This is a genomic window from Kinneretia sp. DJ1R-11 (genome assembly GCF_025717595.1).
Lineage (GTDB): Bacteria > Pseudomonadota > Gammaproteobacteria > Burkholderiales > Burkholderiaceae_C > Paucibacter_A.
The window spans coordinates 159548-185759 of record NZ_JAJIRR010000003.1; the positions used below are offsets into that span (position 1 = coordinate 159548).

Consider the following 26212-nt stretch of genomic DNA (forward strand, 5'->3'; position numbering starts at 1 on the left):
TGTCACTGTGACACGGGGCGCGCATCCCTTGTAGCGCCAGCCCCTCCGAGACATTGATCTGCCTTGCGCGCCAGAGCCATGGCTCGGACGTCACGCGCATCCCGCCTCAGCGCGAGCTGCGCAGCAACTGGATGCGGCAGCCCTCCGGCCCCAGTGCGCCCAAGTGAAAGCGGCCTGGTCCCAGCAGCAGGACTTGCTCGCCGCCTCGCAGGTGACTGTCCTCGAGCCGGCCCTCCTCGGTCAGCCAGAGCTGGCCGCGCAGAACTTGCAGACGGGCGCTCTCGTGGCGGTGCAGCTGCAGCAGCTGGCAGGCTTGCTTCGGCATCAGGTCTTGGGTTTGCGGCTGTGAACCTGGCAGCGCGGTTTGTGGTGCGGTTCGGAAGGTGGTGTCCATGGCGCTCAGCTTAGGCAGGCCAAGGCTGGCACAACAGCCACAAGGCCAGGCCGATCTGTACCGTACAGAGCGCTGGAAAGCGGTGCTGTACTGCCCGTACAAACCCGCATCTGTATGGCCATGGAATGCTGTGCAGCCTTCAGAATAGGGCGATGAACGCAGCCGACCCGCACGACCCGCACGACCAACGCGACCCTCAGGACCCCGGCGAAGCAGCCCTCGGCGAAGCCGGCCGGCAGCCCGCGCTCTATGTGCAGCTGGCTGAAAAGCTGGCTCGCGCCATCCGGGCCGGCACCCTGGCGCGTGGCGAACGCATGCTCTCGGTGCGCGAGCTGGCCCGGCAGCAGCAGGTCTCGCAGTCCACGGTGGTGCAGGCCTACCGCTGGCTGGAGGATGCTTTGCTGATCCAGGCGCGGCCGCGCTCGGGCTATTTCGTGGCCCAGCGACCCAAGTCCTTGCCAGAGCCTCAGACCTCGCGCCCGAGCCGGCTGTCGCGCAAGGTGCAGCTGGACGATCTCGGCCAGCAGGTGCTGCGCCTGTCGGTGGCGCCCGACATCATCAGCTTCGGCGCTGCCGCCCCCGAGCCCGAGTTGTTCGACCAGGAGCGTGTGCGCCGGGCCTTGATCCGCACCGTGCAGCGGCACCGCGATCTGCTCTGCACTTACCAGCTGGGCAGCGGCCAGGAGGCGGTGCGCCGTGCCGTGGCCCGCCATGCGCTGGGCATGGGCTGCGAGCTGGAGGCCGATGACATCATCATGACCAACAGCTGTCTGGAGTCCATCACCCTGTGCCTGCAAGCGGTGACCCAGCCGGGCGATGTGGTGGCGCTGGAATCGCCGACCTACTTCGGCTTTCTGGAGATTCTGCAGAGCCTGCATCTGCGGGCCCTCGAGATTCCAACCCACCCGCGCCATGGCGTCTCGCTCGACGCCTTGCAGCTGGCGCTGGAGACCCAGCCGGTCAAGGCTGTCTTGCTGGTGCCCACCCTGTCCAACCCATTGGGCTGCTCCATGTCGCTGGCCGACCGTCGCCGCCTGGCGCAATTGGTGCAGGCGCGCAATGTGGCCTTGATCGAGGACGCGGTCTACAACGATCTGGCCGAGCAGGAGGACAAGCGCCGCGCGGTCAAGTCCTTTGATCGCAGCGGCCAGGTCATGTTGTGTGGCTCCTTCAGCAAGACCTTGGTGCCCGGCCTGCGTCTGGGTTGGGTGGCCGCAGGGCGCTGGACACCGGGCCTGCGCAAGATCCAGACCGTGCAGTCGGGTGTGCAGACCGCTGTGCTGGAGCTGACCTTGGCCGAGCTGCTGGGGCAGTCAGGCAATGAGGCCGCGCTGCGCCAGCTGCGTGCCACCCTGGCCCAGCGTGTCGACCTGGCGCGCCGCCTGATCGCTGAGAGCTTTCCCAAGGGCAGCCGCATCACCGACCCGGGCGGTGGCTTCATCCTCTGGGTGGAGCTGCCGGCCGGCATCGACGCCCTTCATCTGTACGAAGCCTGCCTGGCCGAGAACATCTGCATCGCCCCGGGCCAGCTCTTCAGCGCCGGCCCGCGTTTCAAGCATTGCCTGCGCCTCAGCGTCGGTGGCCGTTGGGGCCCCGCCCATCCTCAGGCCTTGTGCCGCATCGGCGAGCTGGCGCGCGAGCTGCTGGGGCGGGGCAAGTTGTCGTTGGCGGCTTGAGCTTCAGGCCAGGAGGATGAGGGCGAAGGGATCGCAAGCCGCGCCCTGGCTTCTATGGCTGGCTTCACCCGAAAGAGCTGGAAGGACTTGAGTGGCCTGTGGCGGCCATCTGCTCAAAGCCGCACTCGATCCTTGGCCCACAAACTGGGCAAGATAACTGCGAATTCCCGTGGGCGTTTCAGCGGGTCGGCACCGAAAACCGATAGTCCAGCCCGATCACCAGGTTGTTGGCGCTGTAGCGCCCGCCGCTGGCACTGCGGGCCTGGATGCGGCCGCCGCTGAGGCTGAGGGCCAGGCGCTCGTCCAGCAGGTAGCGCAGGCCGGCGTTGATCTTGGCGCCTTTGCCATGCACATTGGCGCCCGCCATCACTTGTCCAAATGCCTGCACGCGTTCCCCGGGCGCCAGCTGCGTCTGTACACCCAGGCCCGCAAAGATCTCGGCGTAGCCGGGGTAACCGAGGTAGGACGTGTAGGCCGCCGAGGCCTGCAGCGGCAGGTACCAGCGCTCGCTCACGGGCATGTCGATCTGCAGGCCCAGCATGTGCAGGGCGGGCCGGTCGACATCGCGGAAGCGCAGCTGGGTGTCCGACTGGTGCAGCAGCGTGAGCCGCAGGCCCTCGTAGCTGGCCGGGGCCGGTGCGGCGTCGCCGCCCTGGCCCGAGCGCAGGTGCCGGGTCAGCGTCAGGCCATAGGTCGGGTTGCGCGAGCTGCCCTTGGGCGCACTGAGGTACCCCGCCGAAAACGCCAGGCCCAGGTTCTTGCTCAGGGCAAATTCGGCCGAGAGCTTGGGATAGACCAGCAGGCCCGGGCCGGTATTGATCTGCTCCGGCGCATAGCCGCCCGAGCCCAGGCCGAGCTGGGCGTAGAGCCGCCAGGACGGCGCCAGGCGCCAACGCCAGCCGACGCCGCCGAGGAGCTGGTTGTAGGTGGGCAGGCCGGCGTAGGCGCTGGCGAAATTGGCGAACCAAAACAGGTCAGGCGTCAGGAAATGCGAGAACTGGAACTCTCCCGTGCGCACCGTGCCGGTGTAGCTGCCCTGGGCGCGGAGCTGGTGGTAGTTGTCCAGCGAAACGCTCAGCATGGTTTCGCCCATCTCCCGGGCGGCGCGCTGGTCGTCCGCGCCCGACAGCGGCTGGCCGCGCTGTGCGTAGGAGCCGCTGAGGTAGCTGAAGGGGATGTCCAGGAAGAGATTGAGCTGGCTGCTGTCGATGAGCGAGCGACGGAACTTGATGCTGGACATGCCGGCGCCGAACAAATAGTCGCCGGCGTCGTAGCCCAGTGCGAGCTGTCCCCGCACGAAGCTGCCCGTGCCGGACAGCTTCTTGGCATGCTCGGGGCTGCGTCCGCCGGCGCCACCCCCGGCCGCCAGTGCCGCCAGAGCCACGACGGGGCCGCCCAGGCGGAAGCGCCCCTGGACGCCGACGCTGGCCCCCATGAAGCCCCCGTACTGTCCGGCGATCAGCGGCCCCATCAGTCCGGCCCCTACGGAGATGCCCTCGGTCACCGGCACGTAGACATGAAAGCCCACCAGGTCAATGGGACTGTCGCCCTGCACACGCACAGTCTGGTAGTCGAGCATCAACCGCGCATCGTTGCGCTGCAGGCTCGAGGCTTCGGCGGGCGCGGCTTGCTGGGCTTGGACCCTTTGGCAGGCCAGTGCGCCGGCACCAAGCACGAGCGACGCAGCGAGCGCAGAGCGCAGGCGAGAGCCATGCCATCGGCCGCCAAAGCCTAACGCCGGCCGCCCCCAGACCCTCAAAGCACAGATGTTCATGGTCGTTTCCTCCCTCTGAATTGCGCCGGGTTCGCCCCCGGTCTCAACACCGCCGTGCAGCAACTCCTGCCGGTACATAGACAGGAGACTCAACGGACCCACCGCAAGTTTGCCGACCCTGTACCGGGCGCCTCATCCGGAATTCCCCTTGGCAGGGCCGGCTTCTCGCTGGGTTGAAGCGCTGTCGCAGACGGTTTGAACTTCAGGCGATGTGGATGAGGTCGAAGGTGTCGCAGGCCGTGCCTTGGTGGAAACGCATCTGCCAGACCTGGCCCACGTGTTGCCACAGCGAGCTTCGTCGGCTGTGGCGGTGGACCTGCTTTTGCGCGTCGATATGAGCCGAGCGGTAGAGCAACAAAGCCAGGTCGGGCGCCAGGACTTGCAGCTCGAAGTCTTGTGCATGGATGCGAGGTGGCGTCGGCGCGCCATCGGGCTCCTCGCTGAGCAGGAGCGAGAGCATCTGCTGCAAGTCGTAGCGCCGGCCTGATCGGCCGATTTCGGTGAATTCCGCGTGCAGCAAGCAGCGCAAAGCCGTGCCGTCACGGCGCACGCCGGGCTCATGCAAGGCTTGCTCCTGTTGGCGCAACAGCTCCAACAGCGAGGGTGAACGATCCTGCGCCATCATTCCGCCACCACCTGGGCCGATGCCGGCAAACCAAACACCCGGTCAAAGGCCCAGGTGAAGACGATGGCGTAAACGAAGAAAAACGCCAGGATGGCCAGATCGGCGATCAGGGCTTCGAGCAGGCTGATGTCCAGCCACCAGGCCATCAGCGGCACGAGGAACAGCACGAGCCCGCCTTCAAAGCCGATGCCGTGCAGCAGTCGGCGCCCCAAGGATCGGCCCTTGACCGTTTGACGCGCCTCCCAGCGCTCGAACAGGGCGTTGAACACATAGTTCCAGGCCAGGGCGATGCTGGACATGGCCAGGGCCAGCAGGGCCGAGGACTGCAGCGACGCGGCAAACATCCAGGCTACGGCCGGGCCCATCATGGCCACGGCAATGGCTTCGTACAAAAGGGCTTGAAGGACGCGGCGTTGGCGGGGGCTCATGGGCCCGAAGTGTCGCAGGGCGGCGGGGTTTGCCCGGGCTTCTTGACTGTGACGGTGGCCTGCCGCCGCCCCAGCACCCAGATGCTGAGCAGCAGCAAGGCGCCGCCCAGCCATTGGCTGGACCTCAAGCTCTGGTTCAGGAGCAAGGCCGAGAGCAGTACAGCGGTCAGCGGCTCCATCAAGGTGGCCACGGTCAGGGTGCTGGGGCTCAAGCGCGCCGCGCCCCAGCTGAAGGCCAGCAAGGCCAGCGCGGCGGTCACCAGGCCCAGGTACAGGAACCAAGCTTGCGGCGGAATCGAGTCGGGCCAGTGAAAAGGGCGGATCAGCGCGAACAGGCTGGTGCTCACTGCCGCGATGACGGTGAGGCAGGCGCTCGATGGACCCGGCCCCATGCTCACCGAGAGGCGTGAACTCACCAGCGTGAAACCGGTGTACAGCAGGGCCGATGCCACCGAGAAAGCAACGCCGATCCACAGGTTTTGTGTGTGCCCGACATCGATGCCGGCGCCATGGCCGAGCACCAGCATCACCGTGCCGGCCAGGGCCGCACACAGGGCGGCAAACAGGCCCAGGCCCGGCGCCTCGGTGCCCCGGGCCAGGCCGATCAGCGTCACCAGCACGGGCGGCAGGCACAGCGCAATCAAGGTGGGCACGGCAGGCCCGATGCGCTCTATCCCTAAGAACCAGCACAGCACGTAGCCGGCCATGGCGGCGCCGGCCGCCACCAGGGTCAGCCACAGGCTTTTCAACACGACCCAGTCGATCTGCCGGCCGTACACGGCCAGCAAGACCAGGGCGCCGACGCTGAAGCGCCAGAAGGAAATGTTCTCGGGCGAAAAGCCGTGCCGGCTGACCAGCACATCGACCACCAGGGCGCCGGTGCCCCAGAGCATGCCGGCCGAGCAGGCCGCCAGCAGGCCCAAGAGGGCCTGGCCTTGGCGGGGCTGCTGTGTGCTTGGATTCATCAAGATGTGTGCCTTGTGGTGTTGCGGTTGGCGCAGGGTTCAGGTGTCAGCGCCGCCTCTGGGGCTCGCGGCTTTGCGAGGCGGCGCCTCGCGCCACAGCCCGCCTTCGCTGAAGCAGTCCCAGCCCCATTTCAGCCAGCGCAGAAGGGAGGCGGCCAGCCACAGGGCCCAGAGCAGCATGGCCAGGCGGTACAGCCACAGCGGCGCGCTGATCACCCAGGCTTGGGCCGTGCCGGCGCTGGCGGAGAAGCGGTCGGCATACCAGCTGAGCAGACTGGCATGCGAGTCATGGCCGGTGATCATCAGATCCGGCAGGCCCAGCAGGCCAACTTGCAGTGCCTGCAGCAGCACGGCCACACAGCCCAGTGCCCAGAAGCCCAGCAGCACTTGCAGGCCGATGAAGGGGCCGCGTGCCAGGCCGGGGCCATGGCGCTTGCGCAGCAAGAGCAGCAAAAAGCCCGCCACCACCCAAGCCAGGCCGGCCAGGGTCACCGGCGCCAGACCCAGGCCCAGCAGCAACCAGGCCGAGAGCTTCAGCGGCAGGCCCGGCACGCGGCTCAAGCCCAGGGCCAGAATCGCCACCGCCAGCAGTGCGCCCCAGAACAGCACGGCCGGGCCCAGCAGCGGCCCGCCCAGGGCCAGCACGATGCGGTCGCCCGGCACATGGATCTGCAGGCTGTCGTTCACGCCGGCCGCGCCCAGCTGCACGCTGGGGCTGCGGAACCACCAGCCCATGCCGCCATCGTCGGCGCGCCAGCGCAGCTCCAGCCGGTGCTCACCCGGGGTGATGGGCAGCTGCAGGGCGCCGTTTTTGGCTTGCAGGGGCAGGTCGGCGCCGTCCAGGCTCAGGCCTTGCAGGGCCGCGCCGGCGGGCAGCTGCAGCGTCTGCTGGCCGCCCAGGCTGGAGCGTAGGGTGGCGCTGAGCTTGAAGTCGCTGCTGCGCGCGCCGGGCGTCACCTCGGTCAGCACCTGGTCCCAGGTCAGGGTGGGGCCGGCCACGCCAGCCGGTCTGCTCAAATTCAGCGTCAGCTGCTCGCCGGGCCAGGGCCGCCACAGCGGCTGCCAGCGGCCGCCCTGCTGGTGCACCACCGGGGCCAGGCCCTGGTGTTCGACATGCCAAAGCGTGGAGGCATCCAGCGTCCATTGCTCGATCTGCTGGGTGGCCGGATGACTCTTCAGCGTCAGCTGGGCTTGCGGGCGCAGCTCGCTGTCGAACTCCAGCACCTCGGCCGCGCCCAGCTGCACGCTGGCCAGGCCGTCGTTGATCTGCACGCTGTTGTCCTGCACCGCCTCGCCGGGCAGCAGCTGCCACTGCACGCGCAGCGGCGCGCGGCTGGGCGCGATGCGCTCGATGCGGGTGTGCACGGTCCAGCGCAGGCCCAGCTCCAGCTGGCGCTGGATGCGCACAAACGCAGGCAGGGCATCACGCGGGTTGTTCTGCCCGTCGGCACCGCCGGCGCTTGACTTGTCCTCGCCCGCGCTCTGCTCGCGCAGCAGGCTCAGCGCGGCGCCGGGCAGGCCCTGGGCATTGAGGCCTTGCAAGCGCCAGCCGCGCAGCTGGCTTTTGAGCTCGCGCACCGGCAGGGGCAGGCTGATGTCCAGCTCCTGCACCGGCGTGGCGCCCAGATCGGCTTCCATGCTGATCTGGCTGATGCCGGCTTTCAGGGCGATCCAGAGCTGGCCCTGGGCATCGCGGCGCAGCGGCGCGGGCTGGCCGTCCAGCAGCACCTGGCTCGGTTGCCAGGCGCCGGCCTGGCCGGGCAGGGGCAGGGCCACGTCGGCCTGAGCATGGGCTTCCAGGCGCAAGAGCACGCGCGAGCCTTCGGCCTGCAAGTTCAGGCGCGCCAGCTCGGCGCAGCGCGGCAGGCAGTCCGGGGCGGGGCGCAGGCGCTGGCGCATCTCGGCCAGCAAGGCGTCCGACGGCGGCTGCAGGCCGCCGGACTTCAGGGCCTTCTCCGCAGGCGTGGGCTTGGCCGCTTCGTTCTCGGCATGGGCCGGGTCGGCAGGCAGGCTCAAGCCGAGCGCGAAGGTCAGGGCCAGTGCGGCGGTGGTGCCAGCGCCGGCCGTGGCCCGCCGGGGCCACCAGGGCTGACCCGTGCGGCCGCTGGCCAGGGCCAGCAGGGCCGCCAGCATCAGGAGCAGGCTGGCCACGCGCAGCAGCGCCGTGCCGGCCGGCGGCAGCAGGTACAGCTGCAGCGCTTGATCGGCCTGCACCGGGCCCTGCCAGATCAGGGCATGTTGCTGCCAATGCCAGCTGGGCAGGCCGGGGCCGGTCTGCACGCGGGCGCTGGGGTCGGCTTGGTCCAAACGTCGCGCCTGTTTCAGCGGCTCGGGGGCGGCATCGCTGACCGCTTCCTTGAGGCGGCTGTAGCTGGAGCCGGCAGGCGCGGGCACGGCCATTTCGGGCGGCGGGATGAAGGGCGGGGCCGCCGCAGGCACTGCCGTTTCAGCCTGGGGCAGGCCATGCGTCATGGCCGGCTGGTCCAAGGCGGGATACATGGCATAACGCAGCTGGGCCACGCCATAGGGCAGCAGCAGCAAGGCGATGGCCACCATGCAGGCCTGCTCGGCGCGGCGCAGCAGCAGGGCCAGGCGGGCGAACTTTTCGGTCATGCTGCCCAGGGCCTTGTTGACGGCCATCAGGCCCAGCCAGAACAGCCAGAGGAACTGCGGCGCATCGCGCAGATGCCAGCTGCACACCAGGGCCGCGCCCAGCAGCAGGCCGCGCGGCCAGCCCAGCAGACGGCCGGCGGCCAGGGCGCTGAGCAGCACGAAGAAAAAGTCCCAGAGCGACCAGGCGCCCAGCCAGGAACCGTCCACCCGGTCGGGCCCGCTGGCGTGCAGCAGGCGCCAGCCGGGCGGCAGGTGCAGGACGCTGCGGGCCGATTGGAAATCACCGCTCCAGCCGCTGGCCGGAAGCGTCGCGCCTGTGGCCCAACGGCTTTCGGCGGTGATGTTGGCCGTGCCTTGACGCACCTCAATGCCATCGGGCTGGGCCGGCGCCGATGCAGCAGCGCTGGGCCCTCGCCGCGTGATCAGTTGGTCCTGGCCATCGAGCTCGGCCCGGCCCAGGGCGCCAGGCGCGGCCAGCTCCAAACGGGTGGAGCGGCTGAGCTCGCCCTCGATGCGGTCTTGCGCGGTGTAGCCCTGGCCATCGAAATCGAGCCAGAGCTGGCGCGTGAGGCGCAGCTGATCGGGCGATGGCTCGGGGTTGCCGCGCCGGCTTTGCTTGATTTGCAAGGTGGCGCCGGGCGCCATGCGGTAGGCCGGAAAGCTCTGCCAGCTCTCGGGCATGACGGTCTGCTTGGGGTCCACGGCGGGCGCGCCTTCAATGCTGACCACGCGCAGCTCGTTGTGTGCCGAGAAGGCCCAGACCTCCTCGCCCAGCGGACTCTCGCCGGGCTTGGCTGTGGCGGCGGGCAGCTGCAGCGCCTGCGTGGGCGCCATGCCGCGGGCCAGCAGCTCCACGGTCCAGCGGCCTGGGCGGGCCTGCACCAGCAGGGCGCCGTCCTCGCGCAGCCGGGCGGGCAGGGCGCTGCTCAGCGCCTCGGCCACCAGGCCAGGCAGGAGGGCTTGGGGCAGCACCAATTCGCGGGCGCGGCCCGAGACGGCCAGCTCGATATGGGTGTTGATGCGCATGGGCACCTGGTCGTCGATCAGGCGGGCGGTGCGCACACTCAAAGCCTCGCCGCTGGCGCTGTCCTCGCGGCTGGCCTTCAGCCAGAGACGGCCCTGGGCATCGGGCGTGCGCTTTTGCGCCTGGCCGTCGAGCCAGAAATTGAGCAAGCCCAGATTGGGCGGCAGCAGCAGGCCTTGGGGCGTGCTGGTCCAGGGGATCTGGCCTTCGATGACATGGCGGCCCGGCTCCAGCCGCACGCTGGGTCGGCCCTGGGCCAGTACCACGGCCAGCGGTTTGCCGGCGCTTTTCACGTCTTGCGGCCAGAGGCTGGGCTTGCTGTTGCCCGCGCCCGGCGCATCGTCGGCCGCTTCGCCGGGCAGGGGCAGCAGCTGGGCCGCGCCGTAGACCTGCACCTCCAGTCGGAAGCTGGCACCACCGGGCCCGGCGCGCAGCTCCAGCCGTGCCGGCCAGAGGCAGTTGCGCAGCTCGGCGTCACCGGGGCGGCCCGGCTGCAGCGGGCAGAGCTGGCTCTCCTGGCCCTGCAGGGCCCAGGGCAGCCAGTCGCGCAGGGCGGGCGGCAGCTCTTGCGGGCTCAGGGCGCCGGCTGCGGCGGCCCAGGCGCTGCTGCCGAGCAGCAGCAGGCCCAGCAGGCGTTGCTTCATGCGGCCTTGGACTTGCAAGGATTGGGATTCAAGGCTCATGCCAGTGCTCCTGGGCTCCATCAGACCGCGCAGCTTAACTGCCGGATCACACGGCATGCCAGGGGGCTGCTGCGGAGAAGCCCTGGGCGCATGTGCGGCCACCGCCCGTAGCGCGGGCCGCTGCCGCCATGGCTGAGACAATGCGGGCCATGAGTCTTGTCGAGTTGCTCTTGCTGTCTTTGTTGGTCTTGATGCTGCTGGCGCTGTTCCTGCTCTGGCGCCAGGGGCAGGCCAGCCAGGTGGGCGAGCAAGACCCGACCCTGCTGCTTCTGCAGCAGCAGCTCAGCCAGGGCAATGAGCGCCTGGAGCGCGAGCTGCGTGACGAGCTCAGCCGCAGCAGCGCCGCCACGCGGCAGGAGCTGCAGCAAAGCCTGGGCCGCTTCCAGCAGGCGCTGAGCCAGGGCTTGCAGCAGAGCAACCAGTCCCTGGGCCTGCAGGCGATTGCCGCTCGCGAGGCGCAGGACGCCGCCGGCCAGCGCCTGGGCGAGCAGCTCGGACAGCAACTGCGCGCCCTGGCCCAGACCGTGGACCAGCGCCTGGGCCTGATCCAGCAGGACAACGAGAAAAAACTCGAACAGATGCGCGCCACCGTGGACGAAAAACTGCACGCCACGCTGGAGCAGCGCCTGGGCGAGAGCTTCAAGCAGGTGGCCGAACGCCTGGAACAGGTGCACCAGGGCCTGGGCGAGATGCAGGGCCTGGCGCGCGATGTCGGCTCGCTGAGCCGGGTGCTGGGCAATGTCAAAACGCGCGGCATCTTTGGCGAGGTGCAGCTGGCCGGGCTGCTGGAGCAGGTGTTCACGCCCGAGCAGTACGCGGCCAATGTGGCCACGCTGCCGGGCAGCGCCGAGCGGGTGGAGTTTGCGATCCGCCTGCCGGGCCAGCGCCAGGACGGCCAGCCGCTCTGGCTGCCCATCGACGCGAAATTCCCACGCGAGGACTATGAGCGCCTGCTTGATGCCCAGGACCGAGCCGACGCGCCCGCGGCCGAGGCCGCCGCCAAGGCCATTGAGCAGCGCCTGCGCACCGAGGCGCGCAGCATCCGCGAGAAATACATCGCCCCGCCGCACACCACCGATTTCGGCATCCTGTTCCTGCCCACCGAGGGCCTGTATGCCGAGGCCTTGCGCCGGCCTGGCCTGATGGAGGCGCTGCAGCGCGAACACAAGGTCATGCTGGCCGGCCCGACCACGCTGCTGGCCACGCTGAACAGCCTGCAGATGGGCTTCCGCACCTTGGCGCTGGAGAAGCGCTCGGCCGAGGTCTGGGAGGTGCTGGGCGCCGTCAAGACCGAGTTCGGCAAGTTTGGCGAGGTGCTGGCCAAGACCAAGAAAAAGCTGGATGAAGCCAGCCAGACCATCGATGCGGCCGAGACCCGCACGCGGGTGATGACACGCAAGCTCAAGAGCGTGGAAGCGCTGCCGGACGATGCCGCCCAGCAGCTGCTGCGCCTGAGCCTGCCGGGGGACGAGGAGCCGCTCCATGGCGGCGGGGCCGGTGCCGACGAGGCGCCGCGCGGAGGAGGAGAACGACCGCCTTCAGCTGTTTGAAGGCGGGATTCTTCGAAAGCATATTCCTTTGACCCACGAAGCTGAACCCACTGATCCAGACACCCAGGCCCACCGCGCCAGCGCGGCCGCTCTGCGCCGCGCCTTTCCCTGGCTGATCGCCACCCTGATCACCCTGCATGCCTGCATGGCCAGCACCCGTGTGGCGGCCAGCCTCTGGGTACTGGATCAAGGTTACGGTGAGTGGACCGTGGGCCTCTTGCTCAGCCTCTTTGCCGTGGCACCCATGGCCCTGGCCTTGTGGGCCGGGCGCCAGGCCGACCGCTATGGCTTCCACCGCCCGGTGGGCATTGGCGTCAGCATGGCCTTGTTCGGCGCCTGCGTGGCCCTGGCCTGGCAGGGCGTCTGGACGATTGCCTTCAGCTGCCTGCTCAGCGGCGGTGCGCTCAGCGTGGCGGCCGTGGCCATTCAGCGCGAGGCCGGGCTGATGGCTGATGACCCCTCGCAGCTCAAGCGCGTGTTCAGCTGGGTGGCCCTGGGGCCGGCGCTGTCCAATGCACTGGCGCCGGTGGTGGCGGGGGTGTTGATCGACCATGTCAGCTTCCGTGCGGCCTTTGCCCTGGCCGCCTTGCTGCCCTTGCTGTGCTGGCTCATGGCGCGGCGCGTGCCGCGCCACCCGCCCAAAGCCCAGAGCGCGGCCCAACGTGCGCGCCCGGCCTGGGACCTGCTGCGCCAGCCGGCCCTGCGCCAGCTCTTGCTGCTCAATGTGGTGCTGGCTGCGTGCTGGGATGCGCACAGCTTTGTCGTGCCGGTGGTCGGCCATGCGCGCGGCCTGAGTGCTTCCAGCATCGGCGTGGTGCTGGGCAGCTTTGCGGTGGCGGCCACGGTGGTGCGTCTGGCCATCGTGCGCTTCTCGCAGCATCTCGATGAGCTCAAGGCCTTGCGAAGCGCCATGCTGCTGGCCACCGTGGTGCTGGCCGGTTACTACTGGCTGCCGGGCACGGCCGGCCTGATGGCGGGCTCGGCCCTGTTGGGCCTGGCCCTGGGTTCGGTGCAGCCCATGGTGCTGTCCATGTTGCACCAGGTCACGCCGCATGAGCGCCACGGCCAGGCCCTGGGCCTGCGCATGCTGGCCACCAATGGCGCGACTGTGGCCATGCCGGTGGGCTTTGGCCTGCTGGCGGCGGCCAGCGTGGCGGCCGCACCGATGTGGTTGATGGCGGGTTTGCTGCTGCTGGCGCAGTGGCCGGCGCGGGCGCTGAGCCTCGAGATGGCGGAGGTGCCGGCGCCGGCACCCGAAGAGCAGGTGATTTAGCCCCTCAGCTCAACGCCCATCCTGCGGGCCGTAGAGCATGAGGCCGGCCAGCAAGCAGGCCATGGGCTCGCGCTGCTCGGCCGGCAGCTGGCGGTGCTGCCAGATGCGGCCCGGGTGCAGCACTTCGACCGCGGCCAGGCCGCCGCCGCGCAGGCTGTCGACCCGGTAGCCCAAGGCTGGGGATTGCAAGCTTTGCTCCACCACCATGCCGTTCTGGGTGCGGCGCTCGGCGATCTGGCTCATGCGGTACTCGGCGCCGCCGACGTGCATGCGGCCTTCCAGCGGCTTCCATTCGTCCTTGAGCTCCAGGCGCGCATCCTGGTCGCCATGCTGGCAGCTGCAGGACAGCGTGGCCTTGTTGTTCTCCAGCCGGACGCCGATCTTCAGGCCCTGCTCCTTGGTCCGGAATTCGCAACTGCCGTCCCAATCGCGCTGACCCTTGAAACGGTACTGGAAGCCCTGCTTGTGGGTTTTGTTGCTGAAGGGCCCCAGTGACAGGCCCTCGCTGCTGCCCCAGCCGCGCTTGACATGGCTGACCTGGTAGGGGCCCACCTGGAAGTCCTCGGCGGCGAACAGACCCGTACCCTTGGCGCGGGTGCCCACATCGAGCACCTCGGCCGTCTGGCCCAGATCGCCGGGCGCGGCCATGCGGGTGGGCGCGGTGACGCAGCCCGCCAGGGCCAGCAGGCCCATCATGGGCAGAGCGAGCCAGCGGCGCAGCAGGCGGGCGGAGGGCGGGGTGCGGAGCTTCTTCATGGTGCGAGGGGCCGTTCGGGTGTGAGGGCCGCAGTGTCGCTGAGGTCGCGTAAAACGCGCCCCAATTTAAAATTGTCACGAAAAAGTTCAGTGAAACGCGCTCAGTGGGCCTGATTCGATAGGCCTTCAGGGCGCTTGCTGCATGCGCAGGCGCCGGGCGGCGTCCTCGTCGCGCGCGTCGTCGATCTCGCGCAGCACGCCGCGCAGGTCGACCGGACGGTGCTGCTGCAGGAAGCGGCCGCTGAGCGGGCTGTCGGGCGTCAGATTGCCGCGCTCGAACAAGGCCCAGAGTTCGTTGCCAAAGTCGCTGGCCAGCAATTCGGGGGCAAAGCGGCCGAAGAAGTTGCGCAGATTCTCGACGTCACGCAACAGCATGCGCTTGGCGTGGTTGTTGCCGGCGGCGTCGACGGCTTGCGGCAGGTCGATGATCACCGGGCCGTCCTCGGCCAGCAGGATGTTGAACTCGGACAGGTCGCCGTGGACGATGCCGGCGCACAGCATGCGCACCACCTCGCGCACCAGGGTGGCATGGTGGCGCCGCGCCGCTTCCGGCGTGAACTGCACATCGTTGAGGCGCGGGGCTGCGTCGCCATTGGCATCAGCCACCAGCTCCATCAGCAGCACGCCCTCGAAGAAGTTGTAGGGCTTGGGCACGCGCACACCGGCCGCGGCCAGGCGGTAGAGCGCGTCGACCTCGGCGCTCTGCCAGGCGGCTTCCTGTTGTTCGCGGCCGAAGCGGCTGCCCTTGGCCATGGCCCGTGCCGAGCGGCTGTTCTTGACCTTGCGGTTCTCGGTGTAGTCCACGGCCTGGCGGAAGCTGCGCTGGGTCGCTTCCTTGTAGACCTTGGCGCAGCGGGTTTCCTCGCCGCAGCGCACGACGAAGACCTGCGCCTCCTTGCCGCTCATCAGCTGGCGAGCGACGCCGTCGATCAGGCCTTCTTCGAGCAGGATTTGCAGGCGCTTGGGTGTTTTCATGAGCCGATTGTCCCAGCCTCGGCCGAGCTCTGCCGCAGAATGCCGAGGTTTGCCGCCGTCGGCGGCGTGTCTTCCGTGTGTTTGTGCCCCTGGCTGATTGGTTGCCCCACCATGTTTCTGCCCGCCCCCTTCCGACTCTCCCTCGTGCTGCTGGCCTGCAGCCTGGCCTTGGCGCCGGTGCAAGCCGCCACGGCGCCGCCCAGCGCACGCCCGGCCAAGGCGGTGCCCGGCAAGGCCAAACCGGTGGCGCCGGTCGCAGCGCCTGTCGTGACCGCGGTGACCGCGCCGGTGCGCGCTGAGTTCGTGCGCGAGCTCGGCGGCATCGAGGAGTACCGCTTGCCCAATGGCCTGCAGATCCTGCTCTTCCCCGACGAGGCGCAGAGCACGACCACGGTCAACATCACCTACCGCGTCGGCAGCCGCCATGAGAGCCAGGGCGAGTTCGGCATGGCCCATTTGCTGGAGCACCTGATCTTCAAGGGCACGCCCACGCATCGCGACATTCCCGGCGCCTTCGCCGAGCGCGGCGTGCGCTTCAACGGCACGACGACGGCCGATCGCACCAACTACTTCGCCTCCTTCAATGCCAGCGAGGACACCCTGGCCTATGTGCTGGGCCTGGAGGCCGACCGCATGGTCAACAGCTTCATCGCCAAGTCCGACCTGGACAAGGAGATGAGCGTGGTGCGCAACGAGTTCGAGCGCGGCGAGACCGAGCCCATGCAGGTGCTGTTCAAACGCGTGCAGGCGGTTGCCTACGACTGGCACCCCTATGGCAACTCGACCATCGGCCCCAAGAGCGATATCGAGAACGTGCCGATCGAGCGCCTGCAAGCCTTCTACAAGCGCTTCTACCGCCCCGACAACGCCACCGTGCTGGTGGCCGGGCGCTTCGACAAGGCGGCCGTGCTGCAGCGCATCGCCACTCAGTTCGGCCCCCTGGCCCGGCCTGCCCAGCCCTTGCCCGTGCTCTACACCGAGGAGCCGGCCCAAGACGGCGAGCGCACGGTGACGGTGCGCCGCGTCGGCGGCCAACCGACCCTGCTGGCCTACTACCATGTGCCGGCCATCGCCCATGCCGACTCAGCGCCGCTGCTGGTGCTGAGCCTCTTGATGTCCATGCCGCCCAGCGGTCAGCTCTACAAGGAGCTGGTCGAGAGCAAGCTGGCCATCAATGCCGGCCTGTTCGGTCTTGGCAATGCGGCGCCGGGTGGCATCTCGGCGCTGGCGATTCCGGCCAAACAGGACGACTTCGACAAGGTCGAAAAACTGCTGCTCGACCTGGTCGAGGGCCGCAGCGCCAAGCCCTTTGAGGACAGCGAGCTGCAGCGCGTGCGCGAGGTGGCGCTGAACTCTTACCGCCAGCAGATGAAGAACCCCGAGGCCTTGATTCAGCAGATCTCGGGCTTGCTCGGTGCCGGTGATTGGCGCCTGCTGTTCCAGCTGATGGAAGATCTGCCGCGCGTGACCTTGACCGATGTCGAGCGGGTTCGCAAGGCTTACTTGCAGCCGGCCAACCGCACCCTGGGGCGCTTCGTACCGGCCAAGGAGGTGGCGCGGGTCGAGATTCCGGCCGCGCCGCCGCTCGATCAGCGCCTGGCCGAGCTTAAAGGCCCGCCCAAGGTCGAGGACGGCGAGCGTTTTGACCCGACGCCCGAGCATCTGGCCGAGCGCACGCGCAGCCAGACCCTGCCCAGCGGCATCGAGCTGCACACCTTGAGCAAGCGCACGCGCGGCAACAGCGTGCATCTGCAACTGGAGCTGCGCTGGGGCGAGCGCGACGCCACCTTTGCCCGCCGCGGCACCGGCCTGATCAGCGAGCTGATGCTGGAAGGCAGCCGCAGCCTGGACAAGCAGGCGCTGCAGGACCGGCTGATCCGGCTCAAGGCCGGGCTGTCGATCTCGGGTGCGGACCAGGGCGCCGTGGTCAACATCACGGCCGAGTCCGACAGCCTGCTGGAAACCTTGGACATCGTCGCTGGCCTGCTGCAGCAGCCGCTGCTGCCGGCCGATGCCTTCGATCGCATCGTCAAGCGGGGCATCTCTCGCCTCGAGGGTGCGCGCTCGGAGCTGGAGACCCTGCGCCAGGAGGCGGTGCGCGAGCATTACAACTTCGCCCTCGGCGTGGTCCAGGGCCAGCCCGATTACCAGCTCAGCATCGCGCAGCGCCTGGTCGAGCTGCGGGCCATCCGGCTTGATGATCTGCGCAGTTTCCATGCCGATTACTGGTCGGCCAATGAAGCGCGTGTCAGTGCCGTGGGCCCGCTGCCTGCCGGCCTGGCGGAGCGCATCGAGGCCCTGTTCGGTGCCTGGAAGAAGCCGGCGGCGCCGCGCTTTGTGCGCTATGAAGCGAAGCACATCAACATTCCGCCGGCGCGCTTCGATGTGCCGGCCAAGGACAAGGCCAATGCCATCCTGCGCATGCGCCTGGAGTTCCCGCTCAATGAGCTGGACCCCGACTACTTCCCCCTGGTCCTGGCCAGCCAGATCTTTGGCGCCGGCGGCATGGAGAGCCGCTTGGCCAGCCGCGTGCGCCAGCAGGAAGGCCTGAGCTATGGCGTCGGCGCCTCGCTCGGCGTGCCCCGCTGGGGCAATGACGCCACCTTGTCGATCGGCGGCAGCTTCGCGCCGCAGAACCGCGACAAGGTGCTGGCCTTGATCGACGAGGAACTGGTCAAAATGGCCACGGTCGGCGTCAGCGAAGCCGAGCTGGCCCGGGCTAAGAAAGACGTGTTGGAAGGCCGTCTGCAGGGCCGTGCCGACGACGGCCAGCTGACGGCCACGCTCAGCCATCTGGCCGAGCGCGGCGAGGGCTGGCCGGCCGTGGCCCAGCGCGAGGCGCAGATCCGCGCCGTCACGCTGGAGCAGGTCAACACCGCCTGGGCTCGCCACATCAAGCGCGAGACCTTTGTGATCTCGACCGCCGGCGATTTCTGATCGTACCGGCCGGCCCGGCCTCAGCGCCGGGCCGCTTCCAGCTCGGTGATCAGCAAGCTGGCACCCTGGCGCGTGACCTTGAAGCGAACCGGGTCACCGACCTTGAATCGATCGAGCAGTGCCGCCTCCTTGACCGTGAACACCATGGTCATGGGCGGCATGTCCATGCCGCTGATCTCGCCATGTTTGAGGGTCAGCTTTTTGCCGGCGCGGTCGATCTTGCGGACCTCGCCTTCGCCCTGGCCCTCCATCATGTCGGCCGCATGCGTGCTGTGCGCGCCATGTGCAGGCGCGCTGGCGGCCGGTGCTTGCGCTGCGGCCGGTAGGCTGAAGCAGGCCGCGACGGCGGCCAGCACTGCGGCCGAGAGGGTGGCGGTCGAGCCAGAGGCTCGGATCGATGTGTTCATGAGATGTCCGTGAAGAGTCGAATTGAAAGGGTGAAAAGGGTTGGAGCTCGTCGGCTGCGCATCAATGCCCCGAATGGCCGCTGGGCTTGCGGGCGCGCAGCTCAACGGCTGGGCCGGCAGAGGGCTGTTGAGGCTGCTGTTGCGCCTGCTTTTTGGGCAGCGCTGTTTCGGCCGCGAAGCGGGCCGGCTCGGGCAGGGCGCCGGTCCACTCGAAGGCGACTTCGCCGGGCGGGTGGCGGTACCAGCCCGGGTCGCTGTAGTCGCCGGCTTTCTGGTCCTTGCGCACCTTCAGCACCGAGAACATGCCGCCCATCTCGACGCCGCCGAAGGGGCCATCGCCGCTCATCATGGGCAGGGTGTTGTCGGGCAGGGGCATGGTCATTTCGGCCATATCGGCCATGCCGCGCTCGCCCATGACCATGTAGTCGGGCACCAGACGGGTGATCTGGCGGGCCAGCTGGCTGTGGTCGACGCCGATCATGGTCGGCAGGCCGTGGCCCATGGCGTTCATGGTGTGGTGGCTTTTGTGGCAATGGAAGGCCCAGTCGCCTTCCTCGTCGGCGATGAACTCGATCTGGCGCATCTGGCCCACCGCCACATCGGTGGTCACCTCGGGCCAGCGCGCCGTCTTCGGCACCGGGCCGCCATCGGTGCCGGTGACCGTGAACTCATGGCCGTGCAGGTGGATGGGGTGGTTGGTCATGGTCAGGTTGCCGACGCGGATGCGCACCCGGTCGCCCTTGCGCACATTGAGCGTGTCGATGCCGGGGAAGACCCGGCTGTTCCAGCACCAGAGGTTGAAGTCCAGCATGGTCATGATTTTGGGCGTGGCCGCGCCGGGCTCGATGTCGAAGGCATTGAGCAGGAAACAGAAGTCGCGGTCGACCGGTTCGATCAAGCCTTGCTGCTTCTTGGCCGCCGGCGCCGGGTGGGTGACCCAGAGGCCCATCATGCCCATGGCCATCTGCGTCATCTCGTCGGCATGGGGGTGGTACATGAAGCTGCCGGGCCGGCGCGCGACGAACTCATAGACAAAGGTCTTGCCCGGCTGAATTGACTTCTGCGTCAGGCCGGACACGCCGTCCATGCCATTGGGCAGGCGCTGGCCATGCCAGTGCATGCTGGTGTGCTCGGGCAGTTTGTTGGTGACGAAGATGCGCACCCGGTCGCCTTCGACGACCTCGATGGTCGGCCCCGGTGACTGGCCGTTGTAGCCCCAGAGGTGGGCCTTCATGCCGGGCGCCAGCTCGCGCAGCACCGGCTCGGCCACGAGGTGGAACTCCTTGACGCCCTGGTTCATGCGCCAGGGCAGGGTCCAGCCGTTCAGGGTCAGCACCGGCCGGTAGGGGCGACCGGTGCTCGGTTGCAAGGGCGGGGCGCTGTCGGCCGCGCCTTGCAGCACGGGCTCGGGCAGGCCGGCCATGGCCACGCGGCTGACGGCACTGGCCGAGACGGCCGCGGTCAAGGCGCCGGCGCCCTGGAAGAAATTGCGTCGGGAAAGCATGATCGATAACTCCTGAAATCAGTGGGCTGCTGCGGCGGCGCCAGTGGGCGCTGCGCCACTGCTGGCGGAGGCCGCGCTGTCAAGTGCGGGCTTGCCCAGGCGTGCCATCTCGAGGTCGGCCTGGGCCAGCCAGAAATCACGCAAGGCATCGATGGAGGCGCGCACGACGCCGATCTGGGCGCGTGTGTCCGCCAGCAGCTCGAACACGCTTATGAACATGCCGTTGTAGCGCAGCAGGTTTTGCTCGGAAATGCGCTTGGCGGCTGGCAACAGCTCGTCGCGGTGGTGGCGGGCGATGTCGTAGGCCGAGCGGTAACCCAGATAGGCTTCGCGCAGTTCCGAACGGGCGGCGATGGCAGTCTGGGCGGCGCGGTGCACGCTCTGCATATAGACGGCCTCGGCCCGCGCCACCCGTGCATCGCCCCAGTCGAACAGGGGCAGCTCGAAGCGGATGTCGTAGCCGGTTTGCACGGGCGCTTCGTTGGAACTGTTGCGCTGCGCGCCCAGCTCCAGCACGTTGATGAAACCGCGGACCCGGCTCAGCCCCAGGCTGCGTGCGCTGGCCTCGACCTGGCTGCGGGCCGCCTGCACATCGAGCCGGCTGGCCAGACCCGCCTGTTCGATCTCGGGCTGCTCCAGGGCGGCGGCCGGCAGCTCGGGCAGGCGCGCGGGCAAGGTGAGTCGCGCGGTCTGCGCACCCCAGAGGCCGAGCAGGCGAATCAGGCGCTCGCGAGTCGCCAGCCCCGCCGCTTCGGCGCGGGCGGTTTGCAAGGCGGCCTCGGCATAGAAGCCATGTTCGCGCGCTTGTTGCAAGGCATTCCAATTGCCGGCCTGGGCCATGCGCCGGCCGAGCTCGGCGCCGGCCTCGGCGGCCGCCTGGACTTCGCGCGCATAGGCCGCGCTTTGCTGGGCCGCCACAGCGAGGAGGTAGGCCCGGCGGGTGTCAGCGGCCAGGCTCAGCACGTCCAGCGTCAGCTGCTGCTGGCGTGCCGTCAGTCGCCGGTTCTCCAGTTCGCGCGCCCAGGGCAGACCGATCAGATGGCCCAGGTCAAAGGAGGCGCCGCGCTCGATCTCGCGTTCGTCGCCTCGCCGCGTCCGGCCCAGGCTGAAGCCGGGGTTGGGCAAGCGGCTGGCTTGCACGCGTTCGGCTTCTGCAATGCCCAGCTCCGCCAGGCTGGCTTGCAAGCCGCGGTTGTTGAGCAGGGCGATCTGCACAGCGGTGTCGGCGCTCAAGGGTGCGGCCAGCAGCTCGCCGACGCGTTCGGTCACGGCGCGCAAGTCCTCGTCGCTGTTGCTGGGCTGGACGCTGGCGCCGAGATGCTTGCGCGCGGCTTCCTGGACTGGCGCCAGGGCGGCCTCAGGTTGGAGGCTGGTACAGCCTGCCAGTGCCATGGTGGCGGCCAGGGTCAGCAGGCTGCCGATGCGGCGCCGGCCGGGATGATGTTTTTTTTGGCAGGGATTCATGGGCGCGGCTCAGTGGTGGTGGCTGTGGCCGCCGACCTTGGGGGCGGGTTCGGGTTTGGCTTGGCTCGCGGGCGCGCTTGCCTCTGCGTTGGCGGGGCTGGCGTTCGCTTCGCGTGCATAGGCCCGCCAGCCGCCGATGCGCTGGACGCGCTCGTTGCTGGCCTTCCAATCGCCCAACTCGGTGCCCAGCTCGGTGCCCGGATCGGCGCGGTAGCTTTGCAGGGCGGAGCGGTAGCGCAGCGCTGGCAGGGGCACGCTGGGGTCCAGCGGGTCGGCGCTCAGGCTTGTGTTTGGGCTTGGGCTGGTCGATCGTGGCATTTGGGCCGAGGCCGCGGGTGCCAGAGCCAAGGTCAGTGGCGCGCACAGCAAGGCGCACAGCAAGTGGCGTGGGAGCGCCTTGCCCGGTGCAGGAAATTTCATGGTGTTCTCGCGTGAATCAGCAAGGACCGGAGGGAGGCTCCGGGCGTCGACGCAAGCGTCGGGCGCCCCGGAGCCGGGCTGGGTCAGTGGGCTGAGAGTCCGGCACATGCGGTGCCGGCCCGGCCGATCAGCGGGGCGCGCTTCGCGGTGGACGTTCGAGCCCGCCCGGCAGCACGCGGGCGTGGCTGGCGATCAAGTCGCTGGCCTGGGGCAGTTCGCCGGCGACCGGCTCCAGCAGGGGCAGCACGCTCGGCGGCGCGACCGCGTGGCAGCAGGCGGCGCAGGCGCTGCAGCTGCCGGCATGGTCTGGGGAGCTGTCCTCAAAAGCAGCCGGGGCGGTGGGCTCGGCGGATTGCTCTAAGGCCTGCTCATGGCAAGCTGGGCTGGGCTGGGGCAGCGCCATGCACAAGCGCATGGACACAGCGGCCATGCCTTGAATCGGCATGGCCACGGCCAGCAGCCATGCCAAGGTGATGCGCCAGAAGATGCCCATGGCGGCAGTGTATGTCAGGGCCCGGATCGGCCGGACCTGGCTTTGGCCGCTCATACGGGACGGCGCCCCTGCCGCCCCCGACTGACAGGTTGCGGTGGTGCTGCGCCCTGGTTGCCGTGACGGAGACGCAAGCCGGGCTTGCCCGGCTTGCTGCCTCGGTCAGGCCTGGGCTTGGGCGCGCCGGCGGCGAGCGATGAAGCCGATGGCGCCGAGCCCGGCCAGCATCAGCGCATAGGTCTCCGGTTCCGGCACCGCGGTCACGGTGATCGTGCCATTGGTGTAGAGCTGGCTGTAGTCCAGCTTGGTGCCGGCGGCCAGGCTCAAGCCCGAGGCGTCGATGGTCTTGAAGGTGCCGCTGCTGCTGCCCCAGTCGAGCAGATCAAAGCTTTGGCCGGCTTGCGCCACAAAGCCGTTCCAGGATTTCAGCGTCAAGGTGCCGCCCATCCTCAGGTTGCCGCCGACCACCAGCTTGTCGAAGCTGCTGTCCAAGAGGGGTGAACCCAGAGCGCAGCTTTGTGCCGTGCAGGCCGAGGTGCCGCCGATCTCCGCTTCGTAGAAGTTGCTGGACGCGAAGACCACCGAGCCTTGGATGTAGCCGTAGCCCGGCGAGTTGCCGATGTTCAGGCCTCCCTCGAAGAACATCTTGCCGTCACCGTTGATATTGGATCCGGTGCGTTGTTTCACCAGACCGGCGAAGGTGGCGACCGAACCTTCTGAGACACGCAGCTCGGCGTCACTCATCACCTCGACGCTGCCGTAGAAGCTGGTGTTGCTCTGACCCGAGAGGATGATCTCGCTGCCGGCCTGGGCCACGATATCGGCGCGAACGGCCGAGGTGCCGCCGCTCAGCAGGATCTGGCCCTTGTTGCTCAGCGTGCCCGAGCGCAGGGTGCCGAAGCCGTTGATGCTGCCGCCGACTTCGTTGACCAGGGCCCGGCCGTTGTTGTCCAAGGTGCCGCCGCTCAGCTGGATCTGGCCGGCGTTGCTGGCCAGACCCTGGCTGATCAGCAGCTTGCCGCCGTCGCCTGCGGCCAGGATGCCGCGATTGGAGCCGACGATCTGGCCTGCCACGGTCAGCGTGCCGCCTTGGGCCTCGATGCTGCCGCTGCTGTCGGCCTGAGCCACGTTGTTGTTGATCTTGCCGAAGCCTTGGATCAGGCCGCGGTTGTCGATCTGGCCACCCGCCAGGTTGGCTGCATTGCTGTTCAGCAAGACCTGACCCCGGTTGACGAAGTTGGCGTCGATCTGGGTCCGGCCGGCGTCGACGATCAGGCTGCCGTTGTTGCTGAAGCCCGCGCTGATGCGGCCGCTGCCGCTGATGCTGCCTTGGGCCGCATTCACGACGGCAGCCGTGCCAGAAATGAAGCCGCCGTTCAGGTTGAGCTGGCCCTGGTTGTTCAGCTGGGCACCGCTGAGTGTCAACTGCCGCCCGGCCAGGAGGTTCCAACTGCCGCGGTTTTCGTTGACACCAGTGTTGCTGAGAATCAGATCGCCGCCGCTCTGGGTCAGCAGGCCGGCGTTGACAAAGCCGCCCGTGCCGTCGATGCGGCCATGGCCGTTCAGCTCGCTGACGTTGAACAACAGGCCGGCGCCACCCAAGCCACCGCCGGCCAGTTGCAGGCTGCCAAAGTTGCTGAGGCGGGTGGTGCTGGCAAGGGTACTGCCTGGGCCGACGATGACCTGACCCGAGAGATTGGCGCTGCCGACCTGCAGCTGGCCGCCGGCCAGGCTGAGCACGCTGCTGTCGCTCTGGGTCAGCAGGCCGTCGACGCGCAGGCTCATGGCGCCGGTCAGCGTGGTGTTGCGGGCCAGCAGGCTGGCGTCGGCAAAGCTGGCGTCGCCGCTGAAGTGCAGGAGACCGCCGGTCCAGACGAAGTTGCCCGCCTTGATGGAATCGGCGCTGTTGACCAGGTTCAGTGTGCCGCCGGTCTGGGTGAAATCGCCGCCGGCCGTGATGCTGAGGTTGCCTGCGCTCAAGGTCCCGTCGTTCAGCGCATAGCTGCCTGCCTTGCCGACCAGCAAGCGGCCCGCCACCTGGTGGGTGGTGTTGCCCGATTGCGTGAAGCTGCTGGCGCCGCCTCCCACGCCGATATCAACCCAGCGGCTGCTGAGACTGGCCGCGCCGTCATTGCTATTGAGCGTGTAGCTGCCCTTGCCCAGGCTGTCGCCCTGATAGCCCAGCGTCAGCCCGCTCAGGGTGGCACTGCCGCCACTCTGGCTGAAGCTGCCGCTGCCGAACACGCCTATCGTCGTCTGAGCGCTGACGTTGAAGCTCCCGCCCTTGAGCGTTACGCTGCCCGAGGCCTGGGGGTTGTAACCCGCGCGAAACTGGCCGAGCACCGTGGTCGTGCCAGCGCTTTGATTGAAGGCTCCGACGGTGCTGCCACCCCAGCCGATGTCCACATCACCGGCCACGGCGGCGGTGCCGACGTTGAGCGCCCCGCCGCTCAGGTTGTAGACACCCGCGCCCGCGCCCTGATCGCCGACGAACAGCCGGCCGGTGGTGTTTGACCCACCGGACTGGTTGTAGGTGGAGGTCTGCGCCTGGGTGCTGCCAATGCTCTCGGTCTTGGCGATCATCGCGCTGCTGGCCAGGCTCTGATTGAGGGTGGAGCCGTAATCCAGGCTCAGCGAATTCAGGCCAGCGCCGCTGATCACGGAGGCAAAGCTTGCTGTCTTGCTGGCGGCGCCCGAGCTGCCAATCACCACATCGTTGCCGTTGACCGGCACGACTCCGCCGGCCCATGAGCTGGTAGCGCTCCACAGTGCACCGTTGGCGCCGGTGAAGGTGACCGTGGCAGCCTGTGCCTGGCCGACGGCGCCGGCTGCCAGGGCCAGGCTGATCGCCACATGCAGTGGCAGGCGACGGAAGTTTGCTGAGGCAGAGCGATTCATAGGGGCTGGTCCTGTTGAGTGTTTACTTACTGAAAGTAGACAAAATCTTCTCACTCTCTATGGAGTTTTCCTGCGACGTAATGCGACGTAATGCGACAGCACTGTCTCAGTCAAATCAGCTCATTCACAAGCACCCGTTTGTCGAATTGGAAGGATTCAAAGTTTTGGCTTGCCAGCCGGAGGCCCAAAGAGAATTTTTAAACCCTCCTAGCAAATACCAGCTCGCCAAAAGTCGCGGGCCAGCGCCACCCAGGCGTGCGTCGCAATATGCAGCGGGTTGTGGCTGAGTAATGGGGTACTCAGCCCGTAGCGAATCTCAATATCGCTGCGTTCTTCGACAAAGCTGCCGAACAAACGGTCAAAAAGAATGAGCACACCGCCGAAATTGCAGTCGAAATACTCGACATTGCTGCCGTGATGCACGCGGTGGTGCGAAGGCGTGTTGAAAACCCACTCCAGCAAGCCTAGCTTGGGTATCCAGGTTGCGATTGGGTGAACTTATCGCGCCAAGGTGAATGCCCGCAAAGGGCACTTTGCTGCCGCACGGACGCCGGTCGCGACCGTCAGCACCCGCTGCATAGGCGGCACGGGGCACGACAACCGGCTTGAAAAGTTCAGACTTGAATGAACGAACTCCGTAAAAGTTCAGAGCTGAATGAGCAAGGGGTTCAGGACTGGCCGAGCAAGCTCTTCCCAAATACTTGATCTGCCAGTGGGTTGAGTTCAGAACTCAATGAACTTCGACATCAGTACAGCGCATCGCAGTTTCCGAAGATTCGTGCTCGGCGTGTGCGACATAACGCGACGATTCATGACAGCGGCGTCGCATCGGCTGCAGGAAAGTCATGCAGGGATTGCAGCCCAGCGTCTTACGATCGATGGCCTTGTTCACCTCGGCGCGCGGCCGATTTCTTCCAGATCTTTCCAAGGCGGTTTTGATGCCCCGGTCCTCCTTGCTCCTTGTCGACAGTGATGTCGAGCTCTGCGACATGCTGCAGCGTCTCCTGCAGGCTGAAGGGTGGTCGGTGCGGGTGGCTCACAATGCCAAGCAGGCTGAACAGGCCCTGGCGGCGGACCTGCCGGCGGTCGTGCTATTGGATGTGATGCTGCCGGATGCCAGTGGCATGGATTTGTGCCGACGCTGGCGTGACGCTCACCCCGGCTTGGCCATCCTGATGCTGATCGCGCGGAGCGATGCCTTCGACAGAATGGCGGTCTTGCAGGCAGGCGCCGACGACGCGCTGGCCAAGCCCTTCGAAAAGCGCGAGTTGGTGGCGCGTTTGCGGGCTTTGCTCCGGCGACTGGCACCCCCGGGCTGCTGAAGCGTGGGGGGCGGCCCTCAGCGGAGCGCCGCTC

19 protein-coding genes and 1 pseudogene are annotated in these 26212 nt (G+C 68.0%); 5 read left to right on the top strand and 15 right to left on the bottom strand.

Going from position 1 to position 26212, the window contains the following annotated elements; genetic code table 11:
* Positions 1-106: 106 nt before the first annotated feature.
* Positions 107-394: a DUF2917 domain-containing protein gene (locus LNV23_RS07435; RefSeq protein WP_263562392.1), complete on the bottom strand. Its 288-nt coding sequence runs from the start codon at positions 392-394 to the stop codon at positions 107-109.
* A 152-nt stretch (positions 395-546) separates the two neighbouring features.
* Between LNV23_RS07435 and LNV23_RS07440 the strand changes: the two genes are divergently transcribed.
* Positions 547-2070: an aminotransferase-like domain-containing protein gene (locus LNV23_RS07440; RefSeq protein WP_263562393.1), complete on the top strand. Its 1524-nt coding sequence runs from the start codon at positions 547-549 to the stop codon at positions 2068-2070.
* 178 nt (positions 2071-2248) lie between these two features.
* Here the strand turns inward: LNV23_RS07440 and LNV23_RS07445 are convergent, their stop codons facing one another.
* The 5 genes from LNV23_RS07445 to LNV23_RS07465 all read right to left on the bottom strand — a co-directional run bounded on the left by LNV23_RS07445 (position 2249) and on the right by LNV23_RS07465 (position 10182).
* Positions 2249-3844: a hypothetical protein gene (locus LNV23_RS07445; protein ID WP_263562394.1), complete on the bottom strand. Its 1596-nt coding sequence runs from the start codon at positions 3842-3844 to the stop codon at positions 2249-2251.
* Between the two features lie 202 nt (positions 3845-4046).
* Entirely contained in the window at positions 4047-4469 is a 423-nt protein-coding gene (locus LNV23_RS07450; protein ID WP_263562395.1) for a nuclear transport factor 2 family protein, read from the bottom strand.
* A complete protein-coding gene (locus LNV23_RS07455; protein ID WP_263562396.1) occupies positions 4466-4897 on the bottom strand; it encodes a PACE efflux transporter in 432 nt (143 codons plus the stop codon). Before LNV23_RS07455 ends, LNV23_RS07450 begins: the two co-directional genes overlap by 4 nt.
* Positions 4894-5862, bottom strand: a complete 969-nt coding sequence (locus LNV23_RS07460; protein ID WP_263562397.1) for a DMT family transporter — start codon at positions 5860-5862, stop codon at positions 4894-4896. Before LNV23_RS07460 ends, LNV23_RS07455 begins: the two co-directional genes overlap by 4 nt.
* A 39-nt stretch (positions 5863-5901) precedes the next feature.
* Positions 5902-10182 (bottom strand): hypothetical protein, encoded by a 4281-nt coding sequence (locus LNV23_RS07465; RefSeq protein WP_263562398.1) that lies wholly within the window; start codon positions 10180-10182, stop codon positions 5902-5904.
* Between the two features lie 128 nt (positions 10183-10310).
* Between LNV23_RS07465 and LNV23_RS07470 the strand changes: the two genes are divergently transcribed.
* Positions 10311-11732, top strand: coding sequence for a DNA recombination protein RmuC (locus tag LNV23_RS07470; protein ID WP_263562399.1), 1422 nt, complete (start codon positions 10311-10313; stop codon positions 11730-11732).
* A 28-nt stretch (positions 11733-11760) separates the two neighbouring features.
* Positions 11761-13005, top strand: coding sequence for an MFS transporter (locus LNV23_RS07475; RefSeq protein ID WP_263562400.1), 1245 nt, complete (start codon positions 11761-11763; stop codon positions 13003-13005).
* A gap of 9 nt (positions 13006-13014) precedes the next feature.
* On the opposite strand, the gene LNV23_RS07480 is transcribed toward LNV23_RS07475, so the two are convergent.
* Together LNV23_RS07480 and LNV23_RS07485 are read right to left on the bottom strand one after the other, a co-directional pair.
* Positions 13015-13761, bottom strand: coding sequence for a hypothetical protein (locus tag LNV23_RS07480; protein WP_263562401.1), 747 nt, complete (start codon positions 13759-13761; stop codon positions 13015-13017).
* 126 nt (positions 13762-13887) lie between these two features.
* The gene (locus LNV23_RS07485; RefSeq protein ID WP_263562402.1) at positions 13888-14736 is read right to left on the bottom strand and encodes a PA4780 family RIO1-like protein kinase; all 849 of its coding nucleotides are present in this window, start codon (positions 14734-14736) and stop codon (positions 13888-13890) included.
* A 111-nt stretch (positions 14737-14847) separates the two neighbouring features.
* Between LNV23_RS07485 and LNV23_RS07490 the strand changes: the two genes are divergently transcribed.
* Entirely contained in the window at positions 14848-17673 is a 2826-nt protein-coding gene (locus LNV23_RS07490; protein ID WP_263562403.1) for a M16 family metallopeptidase, read from the top strand.
* 20 nt (positions 17674-17693) lie between these two features.
* On the opposite strand, the gene LNV23_RS07495 is transcribed toward LNV23_RS07490, so the two are convergent.
* The 7 genes and pseudogenes from LNV23_RS07495 to LNV23_RS07525 all read right to left on the bottom strand — a co-directional run.
* Complete coding sequence (locus LNV23_RS07495) at positions 17694-18080, bottom strand: copper-binding protein (protein WP_263562404.1); 387 nt, start codon at positions 18078-18080, stop codon at positions 17694-17696.
* 61 nt (positions 18081-18141) lie between these two features.
* Positions 18142-19584 carry a multicopper oxidase family protein gene (locus LNV23_RS07500; RefSeq protein WP_263562405.1) on the bottom strand — a complete coding sequence of 481 codons (1443 nt, stop codon included), beginning with the start codon at positions 19582-19584 and terminating at the stop codon, positions 18142-18144.
* 18 nt (positions 19585-19602) lie between these two features.
* Complete coding sequence (locus LNV23_RS07505) at positions 19603-21048, bottom strand: TolC family protein (RefSeq protein ID WP_263562406.1); 1446 nt, start codon at positions 21046-21048, stop codon at positions 19603-19605.
* Positions 21049-21057: 9 nt separating this feature from the next.
* The gene (locus tag LNV23_RS07510) at positions 21058-21468 is read right to left on the bottom strand and encodes a hypothetical protein (RefSeq protein WP_263562407.1); all 411 of its coding nucleotides are present in this window, start codon (positions 21466-21468) and stop codon (positions 21058-21060) included.
* 127 nt (positions 21469-21595) lie between these two features.
* Positions 21596-21961 (bottom strand): hypothetical protein, encoded by a 366-nt coding sequence (locus tag LNV23_RS07515; protein ID WP_263562408.1) that lies wholly within the window; start codon positions 21959-21961, stop codon positions 21596-21598.
* A 159-nt stretch (positions 21962-22120) separates the two neighbouring features.
* A complete protein-coding gene (locus LNV23_RS07520) occupies positions 22121-24856 on the bottom strand; it encodes a beta strand repeat-containing protein (RefSeq protein ID WP_263562409.1) in 2736 nt (911 codons plus the stop codon).
* A gap of 207 nt (positions 24857-25063) precedes the next feature.
* Positions 25064-25339 (bottom strand): annotated as a pseudogene (locus LNV23_RS07525) (sterol desaturase family protein); the annotation flags it as partial.
* Positions 25340-25740: 401 nt separating this feature from the next.
* Between LNV23_RS07525 and LNV23_RS07530 the strand changes: the two are divergent.
* Positions 25741-26178 carry a response regulator transcription factor gene (locus tag LNV23_RS07530; protein ID WP_263562410.1) on the top strand — a complete coding sequence of 146 codons (438 nt, stop codon included), beginning with the start codon at positions 25741-25743 and terminating at the stop codon, positions 26176-26178.
* The last annotated feature ends 34 nt before the right edge of the window (positions 26179-26212 follow it).

Coding starts and splice junctions, on each gene's coding strand:
- LNV23_RS07455 (WP_263562396.1), bottom strand. CDS start 4,897: ATGAGCCCCCGCCAACGCCGCGTCCTTCAAGCCCTTTTGTACGAAGCC.
- LNV23_RS07465 (WP_263562398.1), bottom strand. CDS start 10,182: ATGAGCCTTGAATCCCAATCCTTGCAAGTCCAAGGCCGCATGAAGCAA.
- LNV23_RS07470 (WP_263562399.1), top strand. CDS start 10,311: ATGGCTGAGACAATGCGGGCCATGAGTCTTGTCGAGTTGCTCTTGCTG.
- LNV23_RS07500 (WP_263562405.1), bottom strand. CDS start 19,584: ATGCTTTCCCGACGCAATTTCTTCCAGGGCGCCGGCGCCTTGACCGCG.
- LNV23_RS07520 (WP_263562409.1), bottom strand. CDS start 24,856: ATGAATCGCTCTGCCTCAGCAAACTTCCGTCGCCTGCCACTGCATGTG.
- LNV23_RS07510 (WP_263562407.1), bottom strand. CDS start 21,468: ATGAAATTTCCTGCACCGGGCAAGGCGCTCCCACGCCACTTGCTGTGC.
- LNV23_RS07490 (WP_263562403.1), top strand. CDS start 14,848: ATGTTTCTGCCCGCCCCCTTCCGACTCTCCCTCGTGCTGCTGGCCTGC.
- LNV23_RS07495 (WP_263562404.1), bottom strand. CDS start 18,080: ATGAACACATCGATCCGAGCCTCTGGCTCGACCGCCACCCTCTCGGCC.
- LNV23_RS07485 (WP_263562402.1), bottom strand. CDS start 14,736: ATGAAAACACCCAAGCGCCTGCAAATCCTGCTCGAAGAAGGCCTGATC.
- LNV23_RS07445 (WP_263562394.1), bottom strand. CDS start 3,844: ATGAACATCTGTGCTTTGAGGGTCTGGGGGCGGCCGGCGTTAGGCTTT.
- LNV23_RS07450 (WP_263562395.1), bottom strand. CDS start 4,469: ATGATGGCGCAGGATCGTTCACCCTCGCTGTTGGAGCTGTTGCGCCAA.
- LNV23_RS07435 (WP_263562392.1), bottom strand. CDS start 394: ATGGACACCACCTTCCGAACCGCACCACAAACCGCGCTGCCAGGTTCA.
- LNV23_RS07440 (WP_263562393.1), top strand. CDS start 547: ATGAACGCAGCCGACCCGCACGACCCGCACGACCAACGCGACCCTCAG.
- LNV23_RS07480 (WP_263562401.1), bottom strand. CDS start 13,761: ATGAAGAAGCTCCGCACCCCGCCCTCCGCCCGCCTGCTGCGCCGCTGG.
- LNV23_RS07505 (WP_263562406.1), bottom strand. CDS start 21,048: ATGAATCCCTGCCAAAAAAAACATCATCCCGGCCGGCGCCGCATCGGC.
- LNV23_RS07515 (WP_263562408.1), bottom strand. CDS start 21,961: ATGGGCATCTTCTGGCGCATCACCTTGGCATGGCTGCTGGCCGTGGCC.
- LNV23_RS07460 (WP_263562397.1), bottom strand. CDS start 5,862: ATGAATCCAAGCACACAGCAGCCCCGCCAAGGCCAGGCCCTCTTGGGC.